This is a genomic window from Stenotrophomonas sp. GD03654 (assembly GCF_029845105.1).
Lineage (GTDB): Bacteria > Pseudomonadota > Gammaproteobacteria > Xanthomonadales > Xanthomonadaceae > Stenotrophomonas > Stenotrophomonas africana.
This window is the reverse complement of sequence record NZ_JAOCLC010000027.1, coordinates 21628-48617: the sequence shown is the minus strand read 5'-3', so window position 1 is coordinate 48617 and position 26990 is coordinate 21628. Positions and strand designations below refer to the sequence as shown.

The 26990-nt window shown below is 67.4% G+C and carries 26 protein-coding genes and 1 pseudogene; 7 read left to right on the top strand and 20 right to left on the bottom strand.

Annotated features, from left to right (window positions below):
- The first annotated feature begins 104 nt into the window (after nt 1-104).
- Nucleotides 105-251, top strand: coding sequence for a hypothetical protein (locus N5J73_RS11850; RefSeq protein WP_180839159.1), 147 nt, complete (start codon nt 105-107; stop codon nt 249-251).
- Nucleotides 252-336: 85 nt separating this feature from the next.
- On the opposite strand, the gene N5J73_RS11845 is transcribed toward N5J73_RS11850, so the two are convergent.
- From N5J73_RS11845 to N5J73_RS11805, 9 genes and pseudogenes are all read right to left on the bottom strand, one after another.
- Nucleotides 337-891, bottom strand: a complete 555-nt coding sequence (locus N5J73_RS11845; protein ID WP_057500898.1) for a hypothetical protein — start codon at nt 889-891, stop codon at nt 337-339.
- Nucleotides 892-998: 107 nt separating this feature from the next.
- The gene (locus tag N5J73_RS11840; RefSeq protein ID WP_049443786.1) at nt 999-1325 is read right to left on the bottom strand and encodes a low molecular weight protein tyrosine phosphatase family protein; all 327 of its coding nucleotides are present in this window, start codon (nt 1323-1325) and stop codon (nt 999-1001) included.
- 105 nt (nt 1326-1430) lie between these two features.
- Complete coding sequence (uvrD, locus tag N5J73_RS11835; protein ID WP_164078603.1) at nt 1431-3623, bottom strand: DNA helicase II; 2193 nt, start codon at nt 3621-3623, stop codon at nt 1431-1433.
- A 9-nt stretch (nt 3624-3632) separates the two neighbouring features.
- Complete coding sequence (locus N5J73_RS11830; RefSeq protein ID WP_049443789.1) at nt 3633-5054, bottom strand: FAD/NAD(P)-binding protein; 1422 nt, start codon at nt 5052-5054, stop codon at nt 3633-3635.
- Nucleotides 5055-5193: 139 nt separating this feature from the next.
- Nucleotides 5194-6611 (bottom strand): annotated as a pseudogene (cls, locus tag N5J73_RS11825) (cardiolipin synthase).
- 273 nt (nt 6612-6884) lie between these two features.
- The gene (gene rpmG / locus N5J73_RS11820; RefSeq protein WP_170272460.1) at nt 6885-7052 is read right to left on the bottom strand and encodes a 50S ribosomal protein L33; all 168 of its coding nucleotides are present in this window, start codon (nt 7050-7052) and stop codon (nt 6885-6887) included.
- 10 nt (nt 7053-7062) lie between these two features.
- Nucleotides 7063-7299 (bottom strand): 50S ribosomal protein L28, encoded by a 237-nt coding sequence (rpmB, locus tag N5J73_RS11815; protein WP_005411638.1) that lies wholly within the window; start codon nt 7297-7299, stop codon nt 7063-7065.
- 319 nt (nt 7300-7618) lie between these two features.
- Nucleotides 7619-8128, bottom strand: coding sequence for a DNA polymerase III subunit epsilon (gene dnaQ / locus N5J73_RS11810; RefSeq protein WP_049443793.1), 510 nt, complete (start codon nt 8126-8128; stop codon nt 7619-7621).
- Nucleotides 8129-8183: 55 nt separating this feature from the next.
- A complete protein-coding gene (locus N5J73_RS11805; protein ID WP_049443795.1) occupies nt 8184-9077 on the bottom strand; it encodes a LysR family transcriptional regulator in 894 nt (297 codons plus the stop codon).
- A gap of 108 nt (nt 9078-9185) precedes the next feature.
- Between N5J73_RS11805 and N5J73_RS11800 the strand changes: the two genes are divergently transcribed.
- From N5J73_RS11800 to N5J73_RS11780, 5 genes are all read left to right on the top strand, one after another.
- Nucleotides 9186-9575 carry a RidA family protein gene (locus N5J73_RS11800; RefSeq protein WP_049443796.1) on the top strand — a complete coding sequence of 130 codons (390 nt, stop codon included), beginning with the start codon at nt 9186-9188 and terminating at the stop codon, nt 9573-9575.
- A gap of 216 nt (nt 9576-9791) precedes the next feature.
- Nucleotides 9792-10127, top strand: a complete 336-nt coding sequence (locus tag N5J73_RS11795; RefSeq protein ID WP_006402574.1) for a hypothetical protein — start codon at nt 9792-9794, stop codon at nt 10125-10127.
- Nucleotides 10128-10183: 56 nt separating this feature from the next.
- On the top strand, nt 10184-11437 hold the full coding sequence (locus tag N5J73_RS11790; protein WP_164078602.1) for a TolC family protein: 1254 nt from the start codon (nt 10184-10186) through the stop codon (nt 11435-11437).
- The gene (locus tag N5J73_RS11785) at nt 11434-12639 is read left to right on the top strand and encodes an efflux RND transporter periplasmic adaptor subunit (RefSeq protein ID WP_049443801.1); all 1206 of its coding nucleotides are present in this window, start codon (nt 11434-11436) and stop codon (nt 12637-12639) included. The genes N5J73_RS11790 and N5J73_RS11785 overlap by 4 nt, the downstream gene beginning before the upstream one ends.
- Nucleotides 12640-12649: 10 nt before the next feature.
- On the top strand, nt 12650-15859 hold the full coding sequence (locus N5J73_RS11780; RefSeq protein ID WP_164078601.1) for a CusA/CzcA family heavy metal efflux RND transporter: 3210 nt from the start codon (nt 12650-12652) through the stop codon (nt 15857-15859).
- 57 nt (nt 15860-15916) lie between these two features.
- Here N5J73_RS11780 and N5J73_RS11775 read toward each other — a convergent pair whose 3' ends face one another.
- The 9 genes from N5J73_RS11775 to N5J73_RS11735 form a co-directional block, all read right to left on the bottom strand.
- The gene (locus tag N5J73_RS11775) at nt 15917-17689 is read right to left on the bottom strand and encodes a DUF885 family protein (protein ID WP_049443804.1); all 1773 of its coding nucleotides are present in this window, start codon (nt 17687-17689) and stop codon (nt 15917-15919) included.
- Nucleotides 17690-17992: 303 nt separating this feature from the next.
- On the bottom strand, nt 17993-18340 hold the full coding sequence (locus N5J73_RS11770; RefSeq protein WP_010482376.1) for a lipid-A-disaccharide synthase N-terminal domain-containing protein: 348 nt from the start codon (nt 18338-18340) through the stop codon (nt 17993-17995).
- Nucleotides 18340-19062, bottom strand: coding sequence for a glycosyltransferase family 2 protein (locus N5J73_RS11765; RefSeq protein ID WP_049443806.1), 723 nt, complete (start codon nt 19060-19062; stop codon nt 18340-18342). Before N5J73_RS11765 ends, N5J73_RS11770 begins: the two co-directional genes overlap by 1 nt.
- A gap of 89 nt (nt 19063-19151) precedes the next feature.
- Nucleotides 19152-20117, bottom strand: a complete 966-nt coding sequence (locus N5J73_RS11760) for an NAD-dependent epimerase/dehydratase family protein (RefSeq protein ID WP_049443808.1) — start codon at nt 20115-20117, stop codon at nt 19152-19154.
- Nucleotides 20118-20168: 51 nt separating this feature from the next.
- A complete protein-coding gene (locus N5J73_RS11755; RefSeq protein ID WP_049443809.1) occupies nt 20169-20900 on the bottom strand; it encodes a suppressor of fused domain protein in 732 nt (243 codons plus the stop codon).
- A gap of 126 nt (nt 20901-21026) precedes the next feature.
- On the bottom strand, nt 21027-21950 hold the full coding sequence (locus N5J73_RS11750; protein ID WP_049443811.1) for a ParB/RepB/Spo0J family partition protein: 924 nt from the start codon (nt 21948-21950) through the stop codon (nt 21027-21029).
- Complete coding sequence (locus N5J73_RS11745; RefSeq protein ID WP_006402850.1) at nt 21950-22747, bottom strand: ParA family protein; 798 nt, start codon at nt 22745-22747, stop codon at nt 21950-21952. The genes N5J73_RS11750 and N5J73_RS11745 overlap by 1 nt, the downstream gene beginning before the upstream one ends.
- 112 nt (nt 22748-22859) lie before the next feature.
- Nucleotides 22860-23498 carry a 16S rRNA (guanine(527)-N(7))-methyltransferase RsmG gene (rsmG, locus tag N5J73_RS11740; RefSeq protein ID WP_164078600.1) on the bottom strand — a complete coding sequence of 213 codons (639 nt, stop codon included), beginning with the start codon at nt 23496-23498 and terminating at the stop codon, nt 22860-22862.
- Between the two features lie 39 nt (nt 23499-23537).
- Nucleotides 23538-24137 carry a 4'-phosphopantetheinyl transferase superfamily protein gene (locus tag N5J73_RS11735; RefSeq protein ID WP_049443814.1) on the bottom strand — a complete coding sequence of 200 codons (600 nt, stop codon included), beginning with the start codon at nt 24135-24137 and terminating at the stop codon, nt 23538-23540.
- 84 nt (nt 24138-24221) lie between these two features.
- On the opposite strand from N5J73_RS11735, the gene N5J73_RS11730 reads away from it, so the two are divergent.
- The gene (locus N5J73_RS11730; RefSeq protein WP_005411656.1) at nt 24222-24473 is read left to right on the top strand and encodes a GlsB/YeaQ/YmgE family stress response membrane protein; all 252 of its coding nucleotides are present in this window, start codon (nt 24222-24224) and stop codon (nt 24471-24473) included.
- Between the two features lie 103 nt (nt 24474-24576).
- On the opposite strand, the gene xth is transcribed toward N5J73_RS11730, so the two are convergent.
- Together xth and N5J73_RS11720 are read right to left on the bottom strand one after the other, a co-directional pair.
- The gene (gene xth / locus N5J73_RS11725; RefSeq protein WP_049443816.1) at nt 24577-25359 is read right to left on the bottom strand and encodes an exodeoxyribonuclease III; all 783 of its coding nucleotides are present in this window, start codon (nt 25357-25359) and stop codon (nt 24577-24579) included.
- Nucleotides 25360-25477: 118 nt separating this feature from the next.
- Nucleotides 25478-26878: a coniferyl aldehyde dehydrogenase gene (locus N5J73_RS11720; protein WP_164078599.1), complete on the bottom strand. Its 1401-nt coding sequence runs from the start codon at nt 26876-26878 to the stop codon at nt 25478-25480.
- Between the last annotated feature and the right edge of the window lie 112 nt (nt 26879-26990).

Below are 26990 nucleotides of genomic sequence, written 5' to 3'. Positions count from 1 at the left end.
CAATCCGGCGCCGCGCATTGGCGTGTGCGCATCGTCCGCTTGCCCGCCCCCTTGCCGCAGCGCATGCTGGACCAGCGGCACCGCGCCGCCCCGCGAGAACGCACATGCAGGACAGCAAGCCAACACCACGAAGCCCCCTCAGGATCATCCTTTGGAGCCTCATTGCCGCCTTCGTGCTGTTCTACGGCGGCTATCATCTGGGCAAGGATCTTGCCCAGCGCGACAACGCCCGGCAGTCAGCCGGCCGATAACCTGCTGCCGTAGAGTCGAGCTTGCTCGACTGCTTCTGCTCATAAAAGGCAGTCGAGCAAGCTCGACTCTACAGCGCCCCCACCTTCAGGCGATCTGCACCACGCGTGCGTTCTGGCACAGCGGATAACTGGCCACGAATCCGGCAATCGCATCACGCATCGCCTCGAACGATTCGCCGTACATGTACAGCGCGGTCTCGGTCGGGCCCTGCCACCAGCTGCAGATCTCGCCCAGGCCGTCGATGTTCTCCGACAGCTGTTCGAACACGTGGTTGGAATCGCACTGTTCGTAGACTTCGTCCGGCAGATTCAGGCCATCCAGGTAGATGCCCAGGCCTTCGGTCACGCCGAAGCTGCGGTCGGCTTCACCCGCGCCCTGCAGCTGCGAACCCTTCGGAGCACCCAGCTGTTCCAGCAGGTCGATCAGCTTCGGCACGCCGGCCGCATCGACCAGGGCAACTTCGATATCACCGTATTCGACCTCGCCGAGATCGGACATCGCGGTGCCGCCGCCAGTCAGCTCGCCCACCTGGGCCGCCTGCAGCAGCGCGTCGAGCGGATCCTCGAACAGTTCGTGGCGATGCTCCGGCTGCAGCCGGGCGTTCAACTTCACGGTGACGTGCAGCGTGGGTTCGGTCATGGGGGCGGTCCTGGAAGAAGTGCCGCCTATTGTAGAGCCGAGCCCATGCTCGGCTGCTTCTGGCGCGAAAAGCAGCCGAGCATGGGCTCGGCTCTACAACACCGCGGTCAACGCAGGAACGGTGCCACCTTGCGCTTCAGCAGCTCCACCAGCAGCGGGTCCATGTAATCGTAGTCATCCGGAATATCCAGGCAGATCACCCGCTTGCCGTTCAACCAGGCCTTGTAGCGGCTGGAGAGCCGGTTACGATGCGCCCGCTCCATCACGAACACCAGGTCCGCCCACTGCAGCAGCTCGGGGCTGAGCACTTCCTCGGCGTCGGCCAGCAGCCCGGCCGAGGCAGTCTCTATGCCCGGCCAATCGGCGAATACCTGCTCGGCCGTAGGGCTGCGCAGGCGGTTCTGGCTGCAGAGGAAGAGCACGTTACGGGTCATGGGTACTCGCCTTTGTAGAGCCGAGCCCATGCTCGGCTGCTCTTTCCCGCCAGAAGCAGCCGAGCATGGCTCGGCTCTACCGGAATTCCCGCCCCCTGACGGTGATCAGATCACCGTCAGGTTGGCGTACGCCATCACCAGCCACTTGCTGCCGGCATCGGCAAACTCGACCTGCACGCGGGCGTGGGCGCCGCTGCCTTCGTAGTCGGTCACCATGCCCTCGCCGAACTTGGGATGGGTGACCAGCGCGCCGAGCTTGACCGGCGGCGCCTCGATCGAGGCATGGCCCATTACTCGGCTGGCACCCATTGAGGCCGGCCGCGAGACCTGTACCTTCGGGCGCACTTCGTGCAGCAGCTCGCGCGGAATCTCGCGCAGGAAGCGCGACGGCAGGCTGTAGTTGTCCTGCCCATGGATGCGGCGCGATTCGGCGTAGCTCAGCACCAGCTTCTGGCGCGCGCGGGTGATGCCGACGTAGGCCAGGCGGCGCTCTTCTTCCAGCCGCCCGCTTTCTTCCAGCGAACGTGCGCTGGGGAACAGGCCGTCTTCCATGCCCGCCAGGAACACCAGCGGGAATTCCAGGCCCTTGGCCGAGTGCAGGGTCATCAGCTGCACGCCGTCCTCGCCGGCCTGCGCCTGGCCCTCACCGGCCTCCAGCGCGGCGTAGGCCAGGAACGCGACCAGCTCGTCCATGTCCTCGCCCACTTCCTCGATGTCGTCGGCGCGGCGCACGAAGCGCGAGGCGACCGAGACCAGTTCGTCGAGGTTGTCCGTGCGCGATTCTGAATCCAGCGAATTGCGGCTTTCCTTGCTCCAGTGCTCGCGCAGCTGCGAGCGGGCCAGCACGTGGTCCACGCGCTCGGCCAGGGTCATGTGCACGGTCTGCGCCTGCAGCTCGTTGACCAGCCCCAGGAAGCCGGCCAGCGCATTGCGCGCGCGTGCGGCCAGCGCGTTGCCCTGGGTGACCAGCATCGTTGCCTCCCACAGCGAGATACCCTGCGCGCGCGCCTCGCGGCGCACTTCGTCCAGCGTGCGGTCGCCGATGCCACGGGTGGGCGTGTTGACCGCGCGCTCGAACGCGGCGTCATCGTTGCGGTTGGACAGCAGGCGCAGGTAGGCCAGCGCGTCCTTGATTTCGGCACGCTCGAAGAAGCGCATGCCGCCATACACGCGGTACGGCACCTGCTCGCTCAGCAGCGCTTCTTCCAGCGCGCGCGACTGCGCGTTGCTGCGGTAGAGCACGGCCACTTCGGTGTAGCTTCCACCGTCGCGCACCCACTGGCGGGCACGCTCGACGATGTAGCGCGCCTCGTCCATCTCGTTGTACGCGGCGTACAGGTCGATCGGCTCGCCGTCGCCACTGTCGGTCCACAGTTCCTTGCCGATGCGGTCCGGGTTGTGCGCGATCACCGCGTTGGCGGCGCCTAGGATGTTGGCGGTGGAGCGGTAGTTCTGTTCCAGGCGGATGGTCTGCGCGCCTGGGAAATCGCGCAGGAAGCCCTGCACGTTCTCGACCTTGGCACCGCGCCAGCCGTAGATGGCCTGGTCATCGTCGCCGACCACGAACACGTGGCCGGAATCGCCGGCCAGCACGCGCACGAAGGCGTACTGGATGGCGTTGGTGTCCTGGAACTCGTCCACCAGGATCTCGCGGAAGCGCGCGCGGTAGTGCGACAGCAACGCCGGGTTGTCACGCAGCAGTTCGTGCGCGCGCAGCAGTAGTTCGGCGAAGTCGACCAGGCCGGCGCGGTCGCAACGCGCCTGGTACTCGATGTAGGCCTGACGCATGGTTTCCAGCCATGCATCGTGCGGTTCCGGCTGGATGTGCTGTGGGCGGCGGCCTTCGTCCTTCTGCGCGTTGATCCACCACGCGATCTGCTTGGCCGGGTACTTGCCGTCATCCAGTTCCAGCGCCTGCACCACGCGCTTGACCAGCCGCAGCTGGTCGTCCGAATCCATCACCTGGAAGCCTTCCGGCAGCTTCGCGTCCTGCCAGTGCAGGCGCAGCAGGCGGTTGGCCAGGCCGTGGAAGGTGCCGATCCACATGCCGCGGCTGCCGTTGGGCAACTGTGCGTCGATGCGGTGGCGCATTTCGCCGGCCGCCTTGTTGGTGAAGGTCACCGCGAAAATGCCGTGGGTCGGCACGCCATCGACTTCATGCAGCCAGGCGATGCGGTGGGTAAGTACGCGGGTCTTGCCGGAACCGGCACCGGCCAGCACCAGGTGGTGGCCGGGGGGAGCGGAGACGGCTTCGCGCTGGGCCGGGTTCAGGCCATCAAGCAGGTGGGAGACATCCATGCCCCCATTTTACGGCATCGCCGTCGCGGCTCCTGCGACCACCTGGGTGGCCAGTGCCTGCGCCTGCTGACGCAGTTCAGGCACCGCCAGGCTTTCCCACAGGCTGCCGATGCGCAGGCTGCCGAGCACGCCCAGCCGTGCCTGCGGCTGGCCCCCGGCAGCACGCAGGCGGTCGCCCGGCACCGTGCTGTCCAGGCCCAACCCATGCGGGCCGGGGCGGGCCAGCCCATCGGCCTGCAGCTGCTGCAGCAGCGGATTGCGCAACGCGCTGGCGCGGGTTTCCACGCCAGTGGCGTTGATCACCCCGCCAATCGTCCACCGCTGTTCATTGCCGGTGGCATCGCGACCAGAGAGCCGCAGGGCATCGCCTTCGCGGCCGATGCGTTGCAGGCGGGACCGGTGAATACGCAGTTGGCCGCTTTCGATCAGCGCCTGCAGCTGTGCGTCGGCCTCTTCGGCGATGCGGTGGCGATGCACATCCCAGTAGCGCACCACATGGCGCAGGAAGCGGCGCTGGTCGGCCGCGTCGAGGCTGCACCACAGCGCCTGCCCGTGCGGACGGATACGGTCCATCACGCCCTGCCACGGCAGGCCGTCGGCCTGCGCCTGACGAGCGAACCCGCGCAATGCGCGCAGGCGCTGGCGCAGGTTCATCGGCAGCAGCGTGGCCGGGTCGAACGTGGGCAGGCCGCCATGCGCATGCGGCAACGGCAGCAGGCCATGGCGCGAGATCACATGCAGCGGGCCGGTGTGACCAGCGGCAACCAGGGCCAGCACGGTATCGGCCATGCTCAGGCCGGAACCGACGATGGCCACGGCCCGCTCACCGGCCAGAGTACGTACACCGTCGTAGTCCCAGGCCTCGATCACGTCATCGGCGGGCAGTGCCTCGGCACCGGCCACCGGCAGCGGCCGCATGCTGTTGCCGGTGGCGAGCACCGCCTGCGCGGCGTGCAGCGTGCTGCCATCGCCGAGTGTCAGCTGGTAGCCGTGGTCATCCGGCTGCAGGCCCAGCACCGGCTGCGCGATCACCTGCAGCTGCGCCGGGCTGGCCGCAGCGGCCTCCTGCAGGCGCTGCTGCAGGTAGGCCGCAAAGTGGTGGCGGCATACATAGCGCTCGCCCAGCACCTCGCGCGCCTCGCCCGGGTAGGCGTTGGCGGCCATCAGGTAGTCGAGGAAATCGCCGGGCTGATCGGCAAACGCACTCATCTTCGCCGCCGGCACGTTCAGCAGGTGCTCCGGCCACGGCGTGGCGTAGGCGATGCCCTGGGCCAGCTGCGAGGCGGGTTCAAAAATGGCCAGCGCCAGCGGCGCCTGGGCCTGGCGCAACACCTGGATCGCCACCAGCACCCCGGCCGCACCACCGCCGATGATTGCCAGGTCCAGTTCGCCATTACGCGGTGAATCAGTCATGTGCCGATTGTAGGCCATCGGCGATGACGGGAATGACGGGGTAGAGTCGACTGTCAGTCGACTGCTCTTGCAGAAAATCCCGCGCTGCGCGCGATAGTCGACTAACAGTCGACTCTACCCCTCCGGTTGCACCCATCCCGCCGGTTGTGCGCGCCACTCACATCAACGCATCGGCCAGCCGTGCGATGCCCTCGCGGCTGCGCCGCCACGTGGGGCGGCTGCGCCATTGCTGCAGATCCAGCTGCCGCGCTTCACGCAGGTAGCCATCCTCGATCGCGCACAGTTGCTCCACCAGCGCGCGGTCGTAGCAGATCAGGCCGATCTCGGCATTCAGCGCGAACGAGCGGATATCCATGTTGATCGAGCCGAGCACGGCGATGTCCTCGTCCACGCTCATGTGCTTGGCGTGCAGGAACTGCGGTTCGTACAGGGCAATGCGCACGCCACAGCGCAGCAGCTCGTCGTAGTACGCCTCCTGCGCCCACGAGGTCAGCCGCTGGTTGTTGCTGGCCGACAGGATCAGCTGCACCTGCACGCCGGACAACGCCGCAATGCGCAAGGCGCTGAGCGTGGCTTCGTCCGGCACGAAGTACGGGGTGACCATCACCAGGCGGCGTCGCGCCAGATGAATCAACGCCGCAACCGCATCACGCGCGTTGCTGTACGGGTAGGCCGGGCCACTGGGCAGCAGCTGGGTGGCGATGTCGTCGCTGCACTCGGGCACATCGGCGATGACGTCCAGCCGCTGGCCGGTTTCCATGTACCAGTCGCTGGCGAACACCGCTTCCAGATGTGCCACTGCCGGGCCGCGCACGCGCGCCACCAGCTCGCGGTTCGGGTGGCCGGGCACGAACTGCGGACCCGCCAGGTTCTGTGAACCGACATAGGCCACTTCATTATCGATCACCGCGATCTTGCGGTGGTTGCGCAGGTCCATGCGGCCGCTGCGGCGCCAACGCAGGCCGCCGGGCAGCATCGCGCGTACTTCAACGTCACGTGACCGCAGTCGCTTGCTGTACGCGCGCAGTCCCCGTTTGGCGCCCACCGCGTCAAGCAGCACGCGGCACTGCACGCCACGTGCGGCGGCACGCTGCAGTGCTTCGACAACGGCCTCGCCGACCGCGTCATCGAACATCAGGTAGTACAGCAGGTGCACGCGGTCTTCGGCCTGATCGATGTCGGCAATCAGCGTGTGCAGCGATTCGTCGTAGTCGGTCAGCAGGTCGACCGCGTTGCCGTGCACCGGCATGAAATCGCCCTGGCGCTGCACCAGCGGCACGATCTCAGCGCTGGCGGTGTCCGGCTGCGGGGTCCAGCGCAGGCGATGCTGCAGCGCCTGTTCCTCGCGGATGACCTGGGAGGCCTCGGCCTGGCGGCGGATGCGCTCGCGCGACAGCCATGGGTGGCCGAACAGCAGGTACAGCGGAGGCCCAGCAGCGGCACGAAGCCGACCAGCAGCAGCCAGCTGCGCGCCGCACCCGGCGTGGTGCGGGTGGGAATCCAGCACAGCGCGACCAGCCGGATCAGCCAGTCGATCAGCAGCAGGTACGAACCCAGCAACCACTCGAACAGCATCGCGTCGCCCGTCGGGAGGTGATGGGCCATTCTGCCCAGCAGGGTGTGTAGAGTCGAGCCGCGCTCGACTGCGTTGAACCAGCGTGTCGACCAAGGTCGACACCTACCGGGGGCGGGACAAGTGTGCCAACCAAGGTTGGCACCTACCGGGTGTGGAGGGAGTGTGCCGACCAACGGTCGGCACCCACAGGCACCCACCGGCCCCACCGTCGGGCATGAAAAAACCCGCCACGAGGGCGGGTTTCTTCGGAAGCGACCAGCAATCCTTGCGGATTACTTGATCTTGCCTTCCTTGTACGGGACGTGCTTGCGCACGACCGGATCGTACTTGGAGAATTCCATCTTCCCCGGGGTGTTCTTCTTGTTCTTGTCGGTCGTGTAGAAGTGACCGGTACCAGCGGTCGAAATCATACGGACCTTATCGCGCTTGCCTGCCATGATCGTCTACTCCTCAGACCTTTTCGCCGCGCGCACGCAGCTCAGCCAGAACGGAATCGATACCGTTCTTGTCGATGGTGCGCAGTGCATGCGCGGAAACACGAAGCTTCACCCAGCGGTTTTCGCTGGCAACCCAGAAGCGGCGCTCGTGCAGATTCGGCAGGAAACGACGACGGGTCTTGTTGTTGGCGTGCGAGACGTTGTTACCCGTCTGCACTCGCTTGCCGGAAACCTGGCATACGCGGGACATTGCGCACCTCGATAGTAAGTTGTGTCAGCCCGTAGCCCGGGAGACGGCGGCCTCGATGGTTGCCCACCACACGTCAAGAGAATCAAAGGGTTACGCTGGCGTTGGGCGGCCGGGGACGTGCTCCCGGGGGCGCCGCCCGATAGAAAACCGGACACAGCGAGCCGCGCATTATGCACGGGTTCAAGCACTTGCGCAAGTTACCCACAGGCTGAGGCTGAATGCGACGGCCGCCTTCCTGTAGAGCCGAGCCCATGCTCGGCTGCTTCGGCCCGTAAGACCGAGCCGAGCATGGGCTCGGCTCTACAGCTACCAGGCCAGCTCAGCGCAGGTAAGGAATCACCTGAGCCAGCAGATGGGCATCCTTCAACGCGCCATGCAGACCACGGTTGCCCGGGATGCGCAGGCGCTGCAGCACATCGTCCAGCTTGTTGCCCTGGCCGGGCCAGCGCCCCCGCGCCAGCTTCAGGCTGCAGGTGATGCGGCAATGCTGGGCCAGCGTGCCGGGGATGCCGCACAGACGCAGCTCGTTGTCCAGGAAGCCCACATCGAAGGTGGCGTTGTGCGCGACCATCTCGCTGCCGCGCAGGAAGTCGAGCAGTTCGGCGGCCTTGCTGGAGAACAGCGGCTTGCCCACCAGCATTGCATCGCTGATGCCATGCACGCGCTGTGCGCCCCAATCGACCCTGCGCTGCGGCTGCAGGTAGGTGTGGAACTGGCGACCGGTGAGCTGGCCATCGATCAGCTCGACGGCACCGATTTCGATCACCCGGTGCCCCAGGCGGTGGGAGATGCCGGTGGTTTCGGTATCCAGTGCAACGATGCGGCTCATCAGGGTGTGCGTTCTCCAGTACGTGCACGCCGATTTTCGCACGCGACCGGTGCACTCACCCCAACGCTTCCACCACCCAATCGATGAACACGCGCAACCGCTGGCTCATGTGCCGGTTCGGCGGGAACATCACGTGCATCGGCATCGACGGCAGTTGCCAGTCCTCCAGTACCGGCAGCAACTCGCCACGCGCCACGTGCGGTTCGGCCATGTAGCTGGGCAGCGCCACCACGCCCAGCCCCGCAAGCGCAGCCGCCAGATAGGCGTTACCGTCGTCGAAGCCGACCGTATAGCGGCCCTGCACCTCAACGCGCTCATCGCCGCGCTGGGCGCTGAACACCCGCGCCCGGCCACTACGAGGACTGAGGAAGCCGACCATGTGGTGATCGGGCCCTTCCAGCGCGCGTGGGTCTGTCGGCAGGCCGAAGCGCTGCGCATAGCCGGGGCTGGCGTGGAAACCGATCGGCAGCGCTGCCAGCGGCCGCGCCACCAGTGCCGGGTCGGCCGGGGTGCCACCACGGATCACGCAGTCGACGTTGTCGGCGATGACATCGACCTCGCGGTCGCTGACGCCGATGTCCAGCTGGATCTCCGGGTAACGCGCCTGGAAATCCGGCAGCGCCGGTACCAGCTGCAACCGCGCGTAGGGCCCGGGCACATCCACGCGCAGACGCCCGCGCGGCTGGGTAGCGGCGTCGCCCAGCCCGCCTTCCACCTCTTCCAGCTCGGCCAGCAGGCGGGCGATGCGCGGGTAGTAGGCCGCGCCATCGGCGGTGACGCTGACCCGGCGCGTGGTGCGGTTGAGCAGGCGCAGCCGCAGGTGCGCCTCCAGCTGCTGCACCAGCTGGGTCACCGTGGTGCGGCTGATCTGCAGGGTCTGCGCGGCGCGGGTGAAGCTGCCGGTTTCCACCACGCGGGCAAAGGCCCGCATCGCCTCGAAACGGTCCATGGTGGGCCATGATTGTTTGGAATTAACAATCAATCTAGGCCGATCATCGCGGTTTATCCAGACAGCACTGGCGCGGAGGATGGCGTTCTCTCCCACGGGATCTTCCCCATGTCTCAGCGTGATGTCGTTTTTCTCGCCGGTCGCCAGGCCCTGTACGAGCGCAACCGCTACTCGCCGGCGATCCGTTCCAACGGCTTCCTGTTCGTCTCCGGCCAGGTCGGCAGCCGCGAGGACGGTTCGCCCGAGCCGGACTTCGAAGCGCAGGTGCGCCGTGCCTTCGAGAATCTCAATGCGGTGCTGGCCGCTGCCGGCTGCACCTTCGATGACGTGGTCGACGTGACGGTGTTCCTGGTCGATCCGGAAACGAACTTCGAGAAGGCTTGGGCGATCGTGCCCGAGTACTGGGGCGAGGCGCCGCACCCGACCCTGACCGGCATCGGCGTGACCTGGCTGTATGGGTTCCAGTTCGAGATCAAGGTGATCGCGAAGCTGCCGTGACACGGGTAGTGCCGGCCGCTGGCCGGCAATGTGTCGGGGGTCGAAAAGCGTGTCGACCAAGGTCGACACCTACCAAGGCAGGAGGTCCGCACCAGGCAGGAGGTCGACACCTACCAAAGCAGGCGGCGCCGCCCACCTGAACGGGAGGTTCCGACGAATTCCCGAGGTGACCATTGATATTGTATCCGGCGAAAACCGCTTGCTAGCCTCCCTTCCATGCGCCGGATCACCCGCCAACTGCGTACGTACCTGATGATGCTGCTGATGGCGGCATTCGTGGTCGTTCCGGTGGCCGACGCACTGGTGTGTGCGGTGGAACCGCATGCCAGCAGCGCCCATGTCGAGTCCCTTGCGGACGATGCAGGCGGTGACAGCGACAGCAAGCACACGGGTGCCTGCACGCATAACCACTGCCATCACTCCACGCTGAGCCTGCCAGCGAACGATTTCGCCGCCTTCGGTACGCCACTGCCGGCGCGCTGGATGAATGCCGGCGACGTGGCGACCTATGCGGTCGCCCAGGATGAATTGACGCGTCCCCCCCGGGCGTGAGTTGAGCGCGTCCCGCAATCGCGGGCTCCCGTTTCACTCACAACCGGAATCCCCCTATGTCGATCCTGACACCTCGGTCGCCGCGCGCGGCCGGGCTGGTCGTCGCCGTGTTGCTGGGCCTGGCCCCGGCGGCATCGGTGATGGCGCAAGCCGCCCCCTCCTACGACACCCTGCTTGAACGCCTGGACCAGCTGCCCGGTACCCGCGTGGGTACGGCACTGGCCGAGGCCGCCGACGCGCGCGCCGACCAGGCGCGTGCGTTGCCCAACCCTTCCCTTTCCTACTCCGCCGAAAACGCCTGGGGCACCGGCTCCTATGGCGGCATGGGCAAGGCCGATACCGTGCTCACCCTGTCCCAGCCGCTGGAGGTCTGGGGCCAACGTGGCGCGCGTGTCCGTGCCGCCCGCGCCGAGGCACAGGCGGCCAACCTGCGTGGCGCGCAGAGTCGCAGCGATGTGGCCAGCCAGCTCGCGGTGGTCTACGCACAGGCGGAAAGTGCACTGCGCCGCTACACCCTGGCCGAAGAAGCGCTGAGCCTCACCCGCGATGATGCCAACGCCGTCAACGCGATGGTCAAGCAGGGCCGCGAACCGCAGCTGCGTGCGGTGCAGGCGCAGAGCGAAGTGGCCAACGCCAGCGCCTCGCTGGATGAGGCGCAGGCCTTCCGCGATGCCGCGCTGGCCCGCCTGGCCGGTACCGCGCTGCTGGATGCGCCGGTGCAGTCGATCGACGACAGCCTGCTCGACCGCGCGCCGCCGCCGCCGCGCGGCGCCACCGACGTGGCGCTGGCGGTGCGCATCGCCGAAGCCGAAGCCGATGCGGCGGGCAAGCTGGTCGACGTGGAGCGCAAGCGCGCCCTGCCCGACCTCAGCGTCACCGCCGCGCAGACCCGCTTCCGCGAAGGCGGCGAGCGCGCCTACAACCTCGGGGTCAGCCTCAGCATCCCGCTGTTCGACCGCAACCGCGGTGGCATCCGCGCCGCCAATGCCGACCAGCGCGCGGCCGAAGCACGCCTGGACCAGCAACGCCGCGACAGCGAGGCCGCACGTCTCTCCGCCGTGGCCGGACTGAAGGCGGCCGGCAGCCGTACCCGCGCCGCCGATGAAAGCGTGGTCGCCGCTGAAGAGGCATATCGCCTGGCCCGCGTCGGCTTCGAGGCTGGACGCATCTCGCAGCTGGAACTGCGCAGCACGCGCAGCGCCCTCATCGCCGCCCGCGGCACCGCCGTGGATGCGCGCCTGTCGCGCGTCGGTGCGGAAATCGATCTTGCCCGCCTTGAAGGGCGCGCACCTTTTGTGGAGGCCCCATGACTCTCTCCCGTACTTTCCCGCTGATCGGCGGCGTGCTGCTGGCCGTGCTGCTGGCTGGCTGCGCTGGCAATGCGCAGACGCCTGCAAATGAAGACCCGGCTGCGGCCAAGGCCGGCACCGACGACGGCCATGGCCACGCGTCCGACAGCAAGGAAGCCAAGGCCGAATCCGCAAAGGCGCCCGCCGATGCGGATGAGGGTGTCGTGCAGTTGACCCCTGAGCAGATCAAGGCGTCCGGTATCGAAGTGGTCGCGATCGGTCGCGGTGGCGGTGGCTCCACGCGCCTGTCCGGCCGGGTCGAACCGTCGGTGGGTGCACGCGCCTCGGTGGCTTCGACCGTCACCGGCCGCGTCGAGCGCGTGCTGGTCGCGCCGGGCACGGCGGTGAAGCAGAACCAGGCGCTGGCCATCGTGGTCAGTGGCGAGGCGGCAGTGTTCCGCGCCAATGCGCTGGCCGCATCGGCCGAAGCCGAGGCCGCACGCCTGGCCTACGGCCGCGACAAGGCGCTGGTCGACCAGGGTGTGGTTGCGCGCCAGGAGCTGGAAGCCTCACGCGCGCGTTCGCTGGCGGCACAGGCCCAGGCGGCCGCCGCGCAGGCCCAGGCCGCCGCCAACGGTGCGCCCGATGCCAGTGGCCGCGTGCGCATCACCAGCCCGGTGGCCGGCATCGTCGGCAACGTGCAGGTCACCCCGGGCGGCGTGGTCGCCGCCGGTAGTGCGGTGGCCGACGTCGCCGATCCGAGCATGAACGAACTGGTGTTCACCGCGCCGCCGGCGCTGGCCGCGCAGGTCACGCCCGGCATGAAGCTGGAAGTGAGCGTGCCGGGTGGCAGCTTCACCGCCACCGTTACCGGTTCGGCCGCCGATGTCCGCCAGCAGGGCGGCGTCGCGGTGATCCGTGCCACGCCGGTGGACGCCTCCTTGCCGCCGGCCGGTTCACCGGTATCCGCCGTGGTGGTCACCGAAGGCCAGGATGGTTCGCTCAGCGTGCCGGCCGATGCGGTGCAGAACGTCGATGGCAGCAGTGCGGTGTTCATCGCCGTCGAAGGCGGCTTCAAGGCGCAGCCGGTCCTGGCCGGACGCCGTGCCGGTGACCGCATCGAGATCCTCGGTGGGCTGACCGGCAGCGAGCGCATCGTTGGCAGCAACGCCTTCCTGCTCAAGGCCGAACTGGCCAAGGGCGAAGCCGAGCACGGCCACTGAGGAGGCGACCATGTTCAAGCTGATCATTGAAACAGCGGTTCGGCACCGCTGGCTGGTGGTGTTCATGGCGGCACTGATCGCCGCGGTGGGCCTGTTCCAGCTGGGCAAGCTGCCGATCGACGCGGTGCCGGACATCACCAACCGCCAGGTGCAGATCAACACGGTGGCACCGGCGCTGACGCCCGAACAGATTGAGCGGCAGGTGACCTATCCGCTGGAAACCGCGCTGGCCGGCATTCCTGGCCTCACCACCACGCGTTCGCTGTCGCGTAATGGCTTCTCGCAAGTCACCGCCATCTTCACCGATGCGACCGACATCTACTTCGCCCGCCAGCAGGTGGCCGAACGGATGCGCGAGGCATCGGAAGACCTCCCCGATGGCGCGTCGCCGATGCTGTCGCCGGTCACCACCGGCCTCGGCGAAGTGCTGATGTGGACCGTGGATTTCACCGCGTTCGATCCGGCCAAGCTGGCCAAGCCAGGTGAAGCCGGCTGGCAGGCCGGTGAGGTCTACCGCACGCCCGAAGGCAACCTGCTGCGCACGCCGGAAGAACGTGCGACCTACCTGCGCACCGTGCAGGACTGGATCATCGCGCCGCAGATGCGCTCCAGCCCCGGTCTGGCCGGCGTCGATACAGTCGGCGGCTACGTCAAGGAATACGGCGTACATCCGGACAGTGCAAGGCTGGCCGCGCACGGGCTCGGCCTGGCCGACCTGGTCACTGCCCTGCAACGTTCCAACGTGCAGGCCGGTGCCGGTTTCGTACAGCGTGCCGGCGAAGGCCTGGTGGTACGTGCCGATGGCCTGGCGCTGACCACCGACGATCTGGCGCAGGCCCCGGTGGCCACCCGCAATGGCGTGGTGGTGCGCGTGACCGATGTGGCCGACGTTGACCTGAGCCGCGCACCGCGCCTGGGTGCGGCCAGCCGCAACGGCCACGAAGCCGTGCTCGGCACCGCGCTGATGATCGCCGGCGGCAACAGCCGCACCGTGGCGCAGGCAGCTGCGGCGCGCCTGGAACAGGTCAACAAGTCGCTGCCGGCGGACATCGTGGCAGCACCGGTGCTGGACCGCAGCGTGCTGGTCAATTCCACCATCAAGACCGTGGCCAAGAACCTCACCGAGGGTGCGCTGCTGGTGGTGGTGGTGCTGTTCCTGCTGCTGGGCAACCTGCGTGCAGCGACGATCACCGCGCTGGTGATTCCGCTGTCGTTCCTGTTTGCAGTGATCGGCATGAACCGCTTCGGCATCAGTGGCAACCTGATGAGCCTGGGTGCGCTGGACTTCGGCATCCTGGTGGATGGTGCGGTGATCGTGATCGAATCGACGCTGCTGATGCTGGGCCAGCGCCGCGCCGAACTGGGCCGTGCATTGACCGCGATGGAACGCCTGCGCGTGGCCGCTGATTCGGCGCGCAAGATGGCACGCCCGGCGGCCTTCGGCCAGCTGATCATCCTGCTGGTGTTCGCGCCGATCCTTACCCTGGAAGGCGTGGAGGGCAAGACGTTCCACCCGATGGCGGCCACTTTCATGCTGGCCCTGATCGGTGCTTTCATCTTCTCCTTCACCTTCGTGCCGGCGATGGCCGCACTGCTGGTGCGCGAGCCGAAGGTGAAGGACGGCGATGCGCATGCCGATGATGGCGAGCACGAGACCAAGCTGATCCGCGTGCTGCGCGCGCGCATCGAACCGGTGATCCGCAAGGCCGTGGACCATCCGCGCACGGTGGTGGTAGGCGCGGTGATGATGGTGGTGGTGGGCATCGGTTCGTTCTCGCTGCTGGGCCGCGAGTTCATGCCGACGCTGGACGAAGGCAACGTGGCGATGCAGGCCCTGCGCGTGCCGTCGACGTCGCTGGAGCAGTCGCTGGCGATGCAACTGGCGCTGGAAAAGGCGATTGCCAAGCAGCCGGAAGTGGAAACCGTGTTCTCGCGCACCGGTACCGCCGAGGCGGCGATCGATCCGATGCCGACCAACATCTCCGACAGCGTGATCGTGCTCAAGCCACGCAAGGACTGGCCGGATCCGAAGCTGGGCAAGGATGCACTGGTGGCACGCTTCGAAAAGCTGGCCGGGCAGCAACTGGGCAACAGCTTCGAGTTCAGCCAGCCGATCGAGCTGCGCTTCAACGAGCTGATCTCCGGCGTGCGTACCGACCTGGCGGTGATGATCTTCGGCGATGATTTCAGCCAGCTGCAGAAGGTGGCCGACCAGGTGGCGCTGAAGCTGCGTGCGGTGAACGGCGCGGCCGACGTGCGGGTGGAACAGATCTCCGGCCTGCCCACGCTCAACGTGGCCATCGACCACGTGGCGGCGGCGCAGTACGGCCTGACCGCGGCCGATGTGAGTGACGCGCTGGCCACCGGCATCGGTGGTACCGCCGCCGGCAAGATCTTCGAAGGCGATCGTCGTTTCAACGTGGTGGTGCGCCTGGACGATGCCTCGCGCAACGATCCAGACCAGCTGGCCTCGCTGCCGATCGCCACGCCCGCGGGGCTGGTGATTCCGCTGTCGTCGGTCGCGCGCATCACAGTCAGCGAAGGACCCAACCAGATCAGCCGCAACAACGGTAGCCGCCGCGTGGTGGTGCAGGCCAACGTGCGTGGGCGTGACCTCGGCGGCTTCGTCGGCGAGGCGCAGGCAGCAGTGGCCGACGTGGCGCTGCCACCGGGTGCCTACCTGACCTGGGGTGGCCAGTTCGAGAACCTGCAGCGCGCGGAGAAGCGGCTGGCAACGGTGGTGCCGGTGGTGTTCCTGCTGATCGGCAGCCTGCTGTTCATGGCCCTGCGCAGCGGCAAGGAAGCCGTGCTGGTGTTCAGCTGCGTACCGTTGGCGCTGGTCGGCGGCATTCTCGCGCTGCTGCTGCGAGGCATGCCGTTCTCGGTGTCAGCGGCGGTCGGCTTCATCGCCGTCTCCGGCGTGGCCACGTTGAACGGCCTGGTGCTGATGCAGGCGATCCGCGAGCGCCTGGACGCCGGTGACCTGCCGCTGCAGGCGGCGATCAACGGTGCCTCCAGCCGCATCCGCGCAGTGCTGACCACGGCGCTGGTGGCGATCGTCGGTTTCATTCCGATGGCGATTGCCAGCGGTTCGGGTGCGGAGGTGCAGAAGCCGCTGGCGACGGTGGTGATCGGTGGCCTGATCACCGCCACCGTGCTGACCCTGCTGGTGCTGCCGACCTTCGCAGCGCGGGTGGCCAAGCCACGAGCGGTGGGGTGAAACATGACGGGGTCGGATCCTGCGATCCGACCCCGTTTCCGATCCCTGGTAGTGCGGTCAGGCCTTCTTGCGCTCGGCGATGTAGGCCTGGATCTGCTGTTCCAGCACCGGCAATGGCACCGAGCCCTGCTTGAGCAGGGTGTCGTGGAAGCCCTTGATGTCGAACTTGTCGCCCAGCTCCTTCTCGGCCTGCGCACGCAGGCGCACGATGGCGATCTCGCCCAGCTTGTAGCTCAGCGCCTGGCCCGGCCAGGATATGTAGCGGTCCACTTCGGTGGTCACTTCATGCTCGCTCAGCGCGGTGTGGTCACGCAGGTAGGCCAGCGCCTGCTCGCGGGTCCAGCCCTTGCTGTGCACGCCGGTGTCGATCACCAGGCGCGCGGCGCGCCACATCTCGTAGGTCAGGCGGCCGAAATCCTCGTACGGGGTCTCGTAGATGCCCATCTCCACGCCCAGCTTCTCGCAGTACAGCGCCCAGCCTTCGCCATAGGCGGAGATGTAGGCGTTGCGGCGGAACTCGGGAAGGTTCTTCTGCTCGGCGGCGATGGCGCCCTGCAGCGCGTGGCCCGGATCCGACTCATGCAGCGTCAGTGCCGGCAGGTTGTACAGCGGGCGCGACGGCAGGTTGTAGGTGTTGAGCCAGTAGGTGCCCATGCCACCGCGGCCAGCGGTCCAGAACGGCGCGATATCCGGCGGCACCGGCACGATGGTGAAGCGCGCACGCGGCAATGTCATGTACTTGCCGAGCTGGCCATCGGCCCGCTTGGAAATCCACGCCGCGCGCGAAAGCAGCTCCTGCGGCGTCTTTGCATAGAACTGCGGATCGGTACGCAGGAAGGTCAGGAACTCGGCGAAGCTGCCCTTGAACTTCACCTGCTTGATGATGTCGTTCATTTCCTTCTGGATGCGTGCGACTTCATCCAGGCCGATGCGATGGATCTCGTCCGGCGACAGGTCCAGCGTGGTGTATTCGTGGATCTGCTGCTTGTAGTACGCCTTGCCGTCCGGCATCGCTTCGGCGGCCAGGGTGGTACGCGCCTGCGGCACGTATTCGTTGACGAAGAAGGTCCGCAGCTGCTGGAACGCCGGCACCACCTTGCCGTTGATCGCTTCACGCGCCTGCGCCTGCAGCCTGGCCTGTTCGGCGGCCGGGATGCTGTTGGGAAGCTTCTTGAATGGCGCGTACAGTGGCGACTCGGTCGGGTCCTTCAACTCGGCGACGGTGGCGATGGACACCTCGCGGCCATCGAGCACCGCGCGCGGCACGCTGAAGCCACGCTTCAGGCCGGCGCGCATGTTCTCTGTCTGCTGCCCGAAATAGCGCGGCACATCGTTCAGCCGTGCGATGTAGTTCTGGTAGTCCTGCACGGTCTTCATCTCGCGCCGGGCCATGAAGGAGAGGTTGGACCAGAACGAGGAGTCGGCGTTGAACGGCATCTCGTAGCCGCGCAGGCGCACCTCTTCGGCGAGGTTGAACACCTGGTCGCGGTAGATCGCGTAGTTGACCTGGTTGTCGGGCGACAGGGTCTTCGGGTCGATCTTCTTCAGCGCGGCGAGAGTCTCGTCCCACACCTTCAAGCGCGCCTGCTGCGCGGCCGGGCCGACGTCGGGCATGCGGGTGGCGTTGGCGGGCGCGTCTTCATCCTCGCTGGCCTCGCCGCCGCCATCCTGGCGCCACTTCCATTCCTTCTCGTACACCGCACGGAAGGCGGCGTCGGCGGGCGATTCGGTGGCCACGCTGGCCGGCGCGGCGGTGGCGGGCGGTGCAGCCAGGGCCACAGCGGGGGCGGACAGGGCGATCAACAGGGCAACGGCAAGACGGGTTTTCACGAGCACAGGTTCCCGGGAAGGCAGACCCCGATCATGGCACCGCTCACCGCCCATGGCATGGGACGAAGGTCCTGCCTGAGCCGTGTCCTGGTAGCTGCCAACCTTGGTTGGCAGACGGGGAGACCCAGCGCCGAAGGCGCGTGGTAGCGCGGGGCCATGCCCCGCGAGCGCGCAGCGCGGCCGACGGATACAGCCGCCGGGCATGGCCCGGCGCTACCGATGCACGGCCGCTCTGGTAGCTGCCAACCTTGGTTGGCACCCGGAGAATCCCAGCGCCAACCAAGGTTGGCATCTACCGAAGACCTAGTGGCTGGCCCTGTCCCGCTTCCAGCCCCGGTGCTTGATGTCCAGCTGCAGGCTGTACAGCGCGGTGAATGCCGGGAACAGGTTCTGCAGCACGCCCACCGAGTCCTGCTTGGCCGAGAACAGGAAGTAGCTCAGCGTCATCAGACTGCCGACCACGCTCATGTACCAGAACAGGCGCGGGATCACCGGCTTGCCCGCACGCTTGGAGGCGACGAACTGGACCAGCCAGCGGCCGCCGAACATCAGCGCGCCGGTATAGCCGATCAGCTTCCAGCCGGTCACGTGCAGGCCGGTCCAGTACAGCCAGGTCAGCGGCTGGTCGAGCCAGTGCAGTTCCAGGCCCATCACCGCTCTTCCACCGCGGTGCGCTTGCTGCGGGTGATCAGCCAGGCCACGCCGCGCAGGTCACGGATGCCGACCAGCGCACGGCCCAGGTTGTTGTACTTGGAGACGCCGGCGGTACGGTGGCGGTGGTTGACCGGCACGCTGGTGGTCTTCCAGCCGGCGCGCTGCATCAGCGCCGGCAGGTACCGGTGCATGTGGTCGAAGTACGGCAGGTCGAGGAACGCACTGCGTTCGAACAGCTTGATGCCGCAGCCGGTATCGGGCGTATCGTCGCGCAGCATGCGTGCACGGATGGCGTTGGCCCAGCGGCTGGCCCAGCGCTTGCTGCCACTGTCCTGGCGGTTGACGCGCCAGCCGGCGAACAGCTTCACCTGCGCCTCGGCAGCGTCGCGCGCGGCGAGCAGCTTGGGAATGTCGGCCGGATCGTTCTGGCCATCGCCATCCAGGGTGGCGATCCACGGCGCCCGCGCATGCTTGACACCGGTGCGCACGGCGGTGCTCTGCCCGCTCTGGTTCACGTGGTGCAGCACCCGCAGTTCCGGTGTGGTCGCCTTCAGGCCCTGCAGCACCGCCAGGGTGTCATCGCGCGAGTGATCATCGATGTAGACGATCTCGAACGGCAGCCGGCCACGCAGCGCAGCGGTGATTTCGGCAACCAGCGGGGCGACGTTGTCGCGCTCGTTGAACACCGGGACGACAACGGAAAGCTCGGGTTGGCTCATAAGGCACTCGGCCAAGGGGGGACAAAGACCGCGCATTCTCCGAAACCGAGGTTATCCGAAGATGAACCCGGTGGCGTGAGGATCCGTCCTCAGGCGCGGTCGCCAAAGTACTCGCGGCACCACTGCACGACAGGCGGCAGCCCTTCTTCGATCGGGGTCACCGCGTCGAAGCCGAATGCGTCATGGGCGCGCCGGGTATCGGCCATCGTGCGCACCATGTCACCGGGCTGCATGGGCTTGTAGACCTTCTGCGCGGGGCGGCCGGCAGCCTGCTCGATCACGCTGATGAAGCGCTCCAGCTCGACCGGCGTATGGTTGCCGAGGTTGAACACCCGGTGCGGCACCGGACCGTCGGCCGGATGCGCGAGCGCGCCGAGGATACCCGACACGATGTCGGAAACATGTGTGAAGTCGCGCTGCATGCGGCCTTCGTTGAACACGTCGATCGGCCGCCCGGCCAGCACCGCGCGCGAGAACAGCAGTGGTGCCATGTCCGGCCGGCCCCACGGGCCATACACGGTGAAGAAACGCAGGCCGGTGGCATGCAGTCCGTACAGCTGTGCGTAGGTGTAGGCCATCAGCTCGTTGGCCGCCTTGGTCGCTGCATACAGCGAACGCGGCTGGTCCACGCGCTGGTCCTCGGAGAACGGCGGCGTGGCCGAATCACCGTAGACCGAGCTGCTGGAGGCATACACCAGGTGCTGCACGCCGCGGTGACGGCACAGTTCGAGCATGTTGACGAAGCCGACCAGGTTGCTGTCGACGTAGGCGTGCGGGTTTTCCAGCGAATAGCGCACGCCGGCCTGCGCGGCCAGGTGGATCACCGCAGTCGGCTGCACTTCATCGAACAGCGCGGCCAGGCCCTCGCGGTCGGTCAGGTCCAATACGCGCAGGTCCAGCGTCGGGCACAGCGCGGCCACGCGGTCGCGCTTGATCTGCGGGTCGTAGTAATCGTTGAAGTTGTCCAGGCCGACCACCGGCTGGCCCGCCTCCAGCAGCGCGCGGGCGGTGTAGGCACCGATGAAGCCGGCAGCGCCGGTTAGCAGGATGGTCATTGCAGTGGCCTGGAAATCAATGAGTACAGGTGCAGAGGATACGCTGCGGGCTCAGAAGAGCCCGAAACGCTTCTTGGCCACATTGGTGCGGCCGGGTTCGATTACATCCTTGATCTTCTTCGCATCGAAGCGGTCGAGCAGCGCCTCGGCGCCCTTCTTCAGCTTCAGGTCCATCTCTTCCGGATACAGCGGGACCAGGGTCATGAAGCTGATGGTCTTGCCGTCGTCCAGTTCCAGCGTGGCGAAGTCCTCCGGGGTAGTCACCGGCGGCAGCACGATGGCACCGTCGAAGCCCACGCCCGGCGCGTAGGGCTCGCTGGGATGGCCGTTGGGAATGGTGTGGCCGAAGCCCAGCCAGGTGTCGTACTCGTGCGGCAGCCGCGCCATGCCCTTCAGCAGACGCACCGGCCAGTAATTGCGTTCGTCCTCGAAGGCATCCTGCGAAATCGGCCAGTCAGCCGGCAGGGTCACCATCAGTTCCATGTAGCGGGGCGCGTCCGCGTCCACCTCGGCGGGCACGGTCATCGGCAGGTCGCTCATGCCGGAGGTCACCAGCCGCAGGTACGGGAACTGGTCATTGGCCGGCACCACGTGCACGTCGATGTGCACCAGGTCGGAGATGATCTCGTGGAAGACGCCGGACACAGGACCCAGATGGCGCTCGATGTGCGCGCCGATCGCCTCGATGTGTTCTTCGCCCTGCGGCGGGGTGAAGTCCTTCTGGCGGCTGTGCACCATGATCGGGCTGCCGCCCGGGCTGACGTCGTCGAATGTGTTGCTCATGTCCTGCTCCCTGGATGAGGCCACGGACCGGAGAGCAGTGCATCCCCCGGCGCGCGCGGCGGTGCGTTCCCTGTCATCTACAGGACGCGGCAGGAACAGGCCGCATCCCCTGGCGCTGCGCCGGGCTCAGCCCTGGCGCGTGCGCAGTTTTTCCAGCACGCCGTCCAGGGTATCCAGATCGGTGTAGTGGATGATCAGCTTGCCCTTGCCGCCCCGGCCGTGGCTGATCGCCACCTTGGCACCCAGCGCTTCGGACAGCTCGGTCTCCAGCGAGGCGATGTCGGCCTGCTGCACCTTCGGCGTGGCCGCCGGGCGGTTGCTCGGCACCTTGCCGGCCGCGAAGGCCTGCGCACGGCGCTCGACCTCGCGCACCGACCAGCCTTCATCGGCTGCTTCCTGGGCCAGCTTGCCGGCCAGCTCGGGAGCCAGGGTCAGCAGCGCGCGGGCGTGACCCATTTCCAGGCGGCGGGTTTCCAGCAGCAGGCGGATCGCCACCGGCAGCTCCAGCAGGCGCAGCAGGTTGGACACCGCCGCGCGCGAGCGGCCCACGGCCTCGGCGGCCTCGGCATGGGTCAGGGTGAACTCGCTGATCAGGCGCTGCAGCGCCTCGGCTTCTTCCAGCGGGTTGAGGTCTTCGCGCTGGATGTTCTCGATCAGCGCCATCGCGATGACGGTGCGGTCTTCCAGCTCGCGCACCACCACCGGCACTTCGTCCAGGCCGGCCAGCTGCGATGCGCGCCAGCGCCGTTCACCGGCGACGATTTCGTAGTTGCCCGCCGGCAGCTGGCGCACCAGGATCGGCTGGATCACGCCCTGCGACTTGATCGAGTCGGCCAGCTCGGACAGCTTGCCCTCGTCCATTTCACGGCGCGGCTGGTACTTGCCCGGCTGCAGCTGACCCACGGCCAGCTTGCGCAGCACTTCACCCGGCAGCGGCTCGATCACCGCGGTGGTGGCCTGCACCTGGCTGACCGCCCCCTTGGGACCCAGCAGCGCATCCAGGCCACGGCCGAGGCCTCGCTTCTTGGCTGCCGGCTTGCTGCTGGTCATCAGACGATCTCCACGGCCTTGGCGGCCTTGTTGCGTTCGTTGTTGCGGCGGATGATCTCGCCGGCCAGGCCCAGGTAGGCGACGCCACCGCGCGAGGCGCGGTCGTAGCCGACGATGCTCTGGCCATGGCTGGGCGCCTCGGCCAGGCGCACGTTGCGCGGCACGATGGTGCGGAACACGCGGTCGCCGAAGTGCTCGGTGAGCTCGGCCGAGACCGCGTTGGCCAGGTTGTTGCGCACATCGAACATGGTGCGCAGCACGCCTTCGATCTCCAGCGCCGGGTTGAGGTTGGCACGCAGCGCCTCGATGGTTTCCACCAGCGCGCTCAGGCCTTCCAGTGCGTAGTACTCGCACTGCATCGGCACGATCACCGAGTCGGCGGCGGCCAGCGCGTTGAGCGTCAGCAGCGACAGCGCCGGCGGGCAGTCGATCAGGATGTAGTCGTACTCGTCGCGGATTGGCGCCAGCGCACGCTTCAGCCGTTGCTCGCGCTCGCTCTGCGCCATCAGCTGGATCTCGGCGGCGGTCAGGTCGATGTTGCCGGGCAGCAGGTCGTAGCCTTCGGCGGTCTGCACGCGCACATCGGCGGCGCTGGACTCGCCCAGCAGCAGATCGTAGGTGGAGGAGACCAGCTCACGCTTGTCCACGCCACTGCCCATGGTCGCGTTGCCCTGCGAATCCAGGTCGACCAACAGCACGCGCTTGGGTGCGTTGGCCAGGGAAGCGGCCAGGTTGACGGCGGTCGTGGTCTTGCCGACGCCACCCTTCTGGTTGGCGATGGCGATGATGCGGGCCATGCGGGTGTGCCTCGTCGACGTGTGCTGGGACCGGTCATTATGCGTACAACCGGCCCCTTGCGGAAATCGTGGATCGCCAACCCGTTGTTCCACAAGGGGCTGGCGGCGGGAATCAGGGGCCTGTAACAGTGACCAGGTGGCGTTCGCCGGCCAGGCCGGGCACGCTCAACGGGGTCACCTCGCGCACCTGCCAACCGGCCGGCAGCGCTGCGATCTCTTCATGTGGGTAGACGCCTTTCATGGCCAGCAACACGCCGCCGGGGCGCAGCAGGTGGCCACCAACGCGGACGATGCCGGCCAGGGTGTCCATCGCGCGCGCGGTCAGCTGGTCGTAGCGGCCGGCCTCGTCCAGCGCCTCGGCGCGCGATTCGGCCACGCGGGCATTGTCCAGACCCAGCTGGCGCACGGCCTCGCGCATGAAGCGCGCCTTCTTGCCGTTGCTCTCGACCAGGGTGACCTGCAGGCCCGGGCAGGCGATCGCCAGCGGGATGCCGGGCAGCCCGGGGCCGGTGCCGAGGTCGGCCAGGCTGCCATCGGCCACGAACGGCTGCATCGCCAGCGAGTCGAGCAAATGACGGGTGACCATCTCCTGCGGGTCGCGGATGGCGGTGAGGTTGTAGGTGCCGTTCCAGCGGTGCAGCAGGGCCAGGTAGCGCAGCAGCGGCGGCGCCAGCGCGGCGTCCAGGCCCATGCTGGCCAGGCCCTGTTCCAGCGTGGCAGCCACGCTGGCGGGAAGTGGGTGTTCGCTCATGCCGACATTATCGCCGGTTTTGCGCGCTGATTCCCCGCTTCAGTGCGGATACCAGGCCAACGCCGCACGGAACTGGCCGGTGGCCTGCCATTCGTGCAGGTGCCACCGCGCGGCCTCGCCCAGTTCCGGGTCGCACCAGCGCAGATGCAGGGCACCATCGGCCCCCGGCGCCAGCTGCAGCCGGTGCAGGCCGAACGAGATGCCCTGCCCGTGCGCCTTAAGGATGGCTTCCTTGACGCACCACACGCGGAAGAACCAGTGCTCGCGCCCGGCCTCATCCAGGCTCTGCAGCCAGGCCACCTCCTCGGCATGGAAGAAGCGCTGCACGATCTCCAGCAGGCGCGGCCGCGGCCGCAGCAGCTCCAGGTCCACGCCCAGCCGCACGCCTTCGCCCAGCGCCACCAGCAGCACCTCGCCGCTGTGGCTCCAGCCGGTGCCGTAATGGGCCAGCGCGCCGCTCAGTTCCGGCCGACCCTTGTCGTCGCGGACCAGCGGCAGCGTCTCCGGGTCGGCGCCCAATGCCTGCGCCAGCACCTGCCGTGCCTGCGGTTCACCGCGGTGGCCCGGCACGTGCGGGCGGCGCCAGACCGTCACCGGACCGAAGCGCCACGGGCCGTCGAGGGTGGCTGGCAGGCTCATCCGCACGCGCCCATCACGCAATTGCACGACGGGTTCACGGCCATGCGCGTCAACTGGTCACAGTTCCCCACCGGAGGTTCGATCATGGGCATCATCATCTGGCTGATCGTCGGCGGCATCGTAGGCTGGCTGGCCAGCATCATCATGAAGCGCGATGCCCAGCAGGGCATCATCCTCAACATCGTGGTGGGCATCGTCGGCGCGCTGATTTCCGGCTGGCTGTTCGGCGGCGGCATCAACGAAGCGATCACCATCCGCACGTTCCTGTTCTCGCTGATCGGTGCGGTGATCCTGCTGGCGATCGTCAACCTGTTCACCCGCAAGAGCATACGGTGATCTGAGGGTAGTGCCGGCCACGGGCCGGCAGATGTTCCAGAACGGGCCCGGCAATTGTCGGGCCCCGTTCTGTAGAGTCGAGCTTGCTCGACTGCATGGGAGATCAGTCGAGCAAGCTCGACTCTACTTCCACCCACGCCGGCGCATGGTCGCTCGGGCGTTCCCAGGTGCGCGGCTCGCGGTCGATGCCCGAGGCCACCGCACTGCCCTTCAGCGCGTCGGAAACCAGGGTCAGGTCGATGCGCAGGCCCAGGTTGCGGCGGAAGCCCGCCGCACGGTAATCCCACCAGCTGAAGGTGCCCGCCTCGTCGTTATGCAGGCGGAAGCCATCGTGCAGCCCCAGCTGCAACAGCTTGTTCAATGCGCCACGCTCGGCGGTGGAGGTCAGGATGTGGTTGTCGTTCCAGACCTCCGGGTCGTGCACATCGCGCGCGTCCGGGGCGATGTTGAAGTCACCCATCACGATCAGCTTCGGGTGCCGCTGCAGTTCTTCGGCGATCCAGGCATGCACCGCTTCCAGCCAGCGCAGCTTGTATTCGTACTTGTCGGTGCCGATGTCCTGGCCGTTGACCACGTACAGGTTGATCACACGCAGGTCGCCGAAGGTACCGGCGATGACACGCTTCTGTTCGTCCTCGAAGCCGGGAATGCCGATCTGCACGTCCTGCGCAGGCTCACGCGACAGCAGCGCCACGCCGTTGTAGGTCTTCTGGCCGGCGAACACGCTGCGGTAACCCGCGGCGATCAGCGCCGAATCGGGGAACTTGTGGTCCTCCAGCTTGGTTTCCTGGATACCGACGATGTCCGGGCCGAACTCCTTGAGCCACTGCTCCAGGTGCGGCAGACGGACATTGAGCGAATTGACGTTCCACGAGGCGATCTTCATGCGGGCATTCTACCCGGATGGGCCTTGATGGGCGCCCTTATACCCCGGTAGACGCCAACCTTGGTTGGCGCCGGCAATCACCCTGTGCCAACCAAGGTTGGCACCTACCGGAACCCGATCACCGCACCAGCAGCTTCAACAACCCCGCAATCTTCGAGTACGGCGGACGCAGCCGGTCGCTGGCGGCCCAGCGCGACTGCCACAGCACCGGCAGCCGCTTGCTCATTGCATCGAACCCGGCCCGGCCGTGGTACGCGCCCATGCCGCTGGCCCCCACCCCACCAAACGGCAGGCCATCGGCGGCGAAGTGCAGCAGCGTGTCATTCACCGTCACCCCGCCGGCCACCACCTGGCCCAGGATGCGCTCCACCGTCGCCGTGTCGTGGCTGAAGGGATACAGCGCCAGCGGCCGGTCGCGGGACAGCACGTCGGCCAGCGCCGCCTCCAGGTCCGGGTAGGCCCGCACCGGCAGGATCGGCCCGAAGATCTCCTCGCGCATCAGGTCCAGGTCGTCCGGCGGGTCCAGCACCACGGTCGGCACCAGCAGGCGCTCGCGGTCGGCGCGCGCCTCATCCACCTGCGCCAGCGGAATCACCGGCACGCCGCGTTCGCGCGCCTGCGTCAGATAGCCCTGCAGGCGCCGGTACTGGCCTTCGTTGATGATGCGCGTGTAGTCGTCGGCGCTGCTGAAATCACCGTAGCGCTGCTGCACCTGCTGCTGGAGTGCCTGCACGAACTCGCGCTGGCGGACGCTATCGATCAGCACATAATCCGGCGCGATGCAGGTCTGGCCCGCGTTGAACCACTTGCCGGTGGCCAGCCGCGCGGCGGCTTTGTCCAGCGGGAAATCGCGGCAGACAATCGCCGGCGACTTGCCGCCCAGCTCCAGTGTGACCGGTACCAGATGCTCAGCCGCGGCGGCCATCACCTTGCGGCCAACCGCCGTCGAGCCGGTGAACAGCAGATGGTCCAGCGGCAGCGAGGACACCGCTGCGGCCACGTCCGCCCCACCCTGCACCACCGCCACCCGATCGGGCGGGAACACACTGTCCAGCAGATCGGCCAGGAACGCGCTGGTGCGCGGCGTGTGCTCCGAAGGCTTCAGCAGCACGTGGTTGCCGGCGGCGATGGCGGTGGCCAGCGGCACCAATGCCAGCGTGACCGGGTAGTTCCAGGGCGAGATCACCCCGACCACGCCCAGCGGCGTCGGCCGCAGCTGCGCACGCGCCGGCCACAGTCGCCAACCGGCACCGACCCGCTGCGGCTTCGACCAGCGTCGCAGATGGCGGCGCAGGTGGTCGATGGCCGACAGCACGCTCATGCCATCGGCCAGTTTCGATTCGACGTGGGCACGGTGGCCGAAGTCTTCGGCGATGGCCTGGGCCATCTCGTCCAGACGCGGCTTCAGCGCTTCACGCAGGCGGCGCAGGTCGGCTTCGCGCTGGTCGAGCGTGGGGCGCTGCGACTGCCAGGCGCTACGCAGGGTGTGCAGGATGTCGGCTGGGGCGGTGGTGGTCATGGGCCGACTATACGGGGTGCTGCACGTCTCGATGGGGTCAGATACGGGCTGTGGCTTCGGATGCCTGTCAACCGCGATTACGGCATTGAGTGCTGTCTGTTCGCGTCTGCGG

Bases quoted from the DNA above. Each gene is read 5' to 3' on its own strand.
- N5J73_RS11805 (WP_049443795.1), bottom strand. From the start codon at position 9,077: ATGGACCGTTTCGAGGCGATGCGGGCCTTTGCCCGCGTGGTGGAAACC.
- N5J73_RS11765 (WP_049443806.1), bottom strand. From the start codon at position 19,062: ATGAGCCAACCCGAGCTTTCCGTTGTCGTCCCGGTGTTCAACGAGCGC.
- dnaQ (WP_049443793.1), bottom strand. From the start codon at position 8,128: ATGAGCCGCATCGTTGCACTGGATACCGAAACCACCGGCATCTCCCAC.
- N5J73_RS11840 (WP_049443786.1), bottom strand. From the start codon at position 1,325: ATGACCCGTAACGTGCTCTTCCTCTGCAGCCAGAACCGCCTGCGCAGC.
- N5J73_RS11745 (WP_006402850.1), bottom strand. From the start codon at position 22,747: ATGGCCCGCATCATCGCCATCGCCAACCAGAAGGGTGGCGTCGGCAAG.
- N5J73_RS11770 (WP_010482376.1), bottom strand. From the start codon at position 18,340: ATGGGCCTGGAACTGCACTGGCTCGACCAGCCGCTGACCTGGCTGTAC.
- N5J73_RS11730 (WP_005411656.1), top strand. From the start codon at position 24,222: ATGGGCATCATCATCTGGCTGATCGTCGGCGGCATCGTAGGCTGGCTG.
- N5J73_RS11850 (WP_180839159.1), top strand. From the start codon at position 105: ATGCAGGACAGCAAGCCAACACCACGAAGCCCCCTCAGGATCATCCTT.
- rsmG (WP_164078600.1), bottom strand. From the start codon at position 23,498: ATGAGCGAACACCCACTTCCCGCCAGCGTGGCTGCCACGCTGGAACAG.
- uvrD (WP_164078603.1), bottom strand. From the start codon at position 3,623: ATGGATGTCTCCCACCTGCTTGATGGCCTGAACCCGGCCCAGCGCGAA.
- xth (WP_049443816.1), bottom strand. From the start codon at position 25,359: ATGAAGATCGCCTCGTGGAACGTCAATTCGCTCAATGTCCGTCTGCCG.
- N5J73_RS11790 (WP_164078602.1), top strand. From the start codon at position 10,184: ATGTCGATCCTGACACCTCGGTCGCCGCGCGCGGCCGGGCTGGTCGTC.
- N5J73_RS11750 (WP_049443811.1), bottom strand. From the start codon at position 21,950: ATGACCAGCAGCAAGCCGGCAGCCAAGAAGCGAGGCCTCGGCCGTGGC.
- rpmB (WP_005411638.1), bottom strand. From the start codon at position 7,299: ATGTCCCGCGTATGCCAGGTTTCCGGCAAGCGAGTGCAGACGGGTAAC.
- N5J73_RS11760 (WP_049443808.1), bottom strand. From the start codon at position 20,117: ATGACCATCCTGCTAACCGGCGCTGCCGGCTTCATCGGTGCCTACACC.
- N5J73_RS11735 (WP_049443814.1), bottom strand. From the start codon at position 24,137: ATGAGCCTGCCAGCCACCCTCGACGGCCCGTGGCGCTTCGGTCCGGTG.
- N5J73_RS11720 (WP_164078599.1), bottom strand. From the start codon at position 26,878: ATGACCACCACCGCCCCAGCCGACATCCTGCACACCCTGCGTAGCGCC.
- N5J73_RS11755 (WP_049443809.1), bottom strand. From the start codon at position 20,900: ATGAGCAACACATTCGACGACGTCAGCCCGGGCGGCAGCCCGATCATG.
- N5J73_RS11785 (WP_049443801.1), top strand. From the start codon at position 11,434: ATGACTCTCTCCCGTACTTTCCCGCTGATCGGCGGCGTGCTGCTGGCC.
- N5J73_RS11830 (WP_049443789.1), bottom strand. From the start codon at position 5,054: ATGGCCTACAATCGGCACATGACTGATTCACCGCGTAATGGCGAACTG.
- N5J73_RS11845 (WP_057500898.1), bottom strand. From the start codon at position 891: ATGACCGAACCCACGCTGCACGTCACCGTGAAGTTGAACGCCCGGCTG.
- N5J73_RS11800 (WP_049443796.1), top strand. From the start codon at position 9,186: ATGTCTCAGCGTGATGTCGTTTTTCTCGCCGGTCGCCAGGCCCTGTAC.
- N5J73_RS11780 (WP_164078601.1), top strand. From the start codon at position 12,650: ATGTTCAAGCTGATCATTGAAACAGCGGTTCGGCACCGCTGGCTGGTG.
- N5J73_RS11795 (WP_006402574.1), top strand. From the start codon at position 9,792: ATGCGCCGGATCACCCGCCAACTGCGTACGTACCTGATGATGCTGCTG.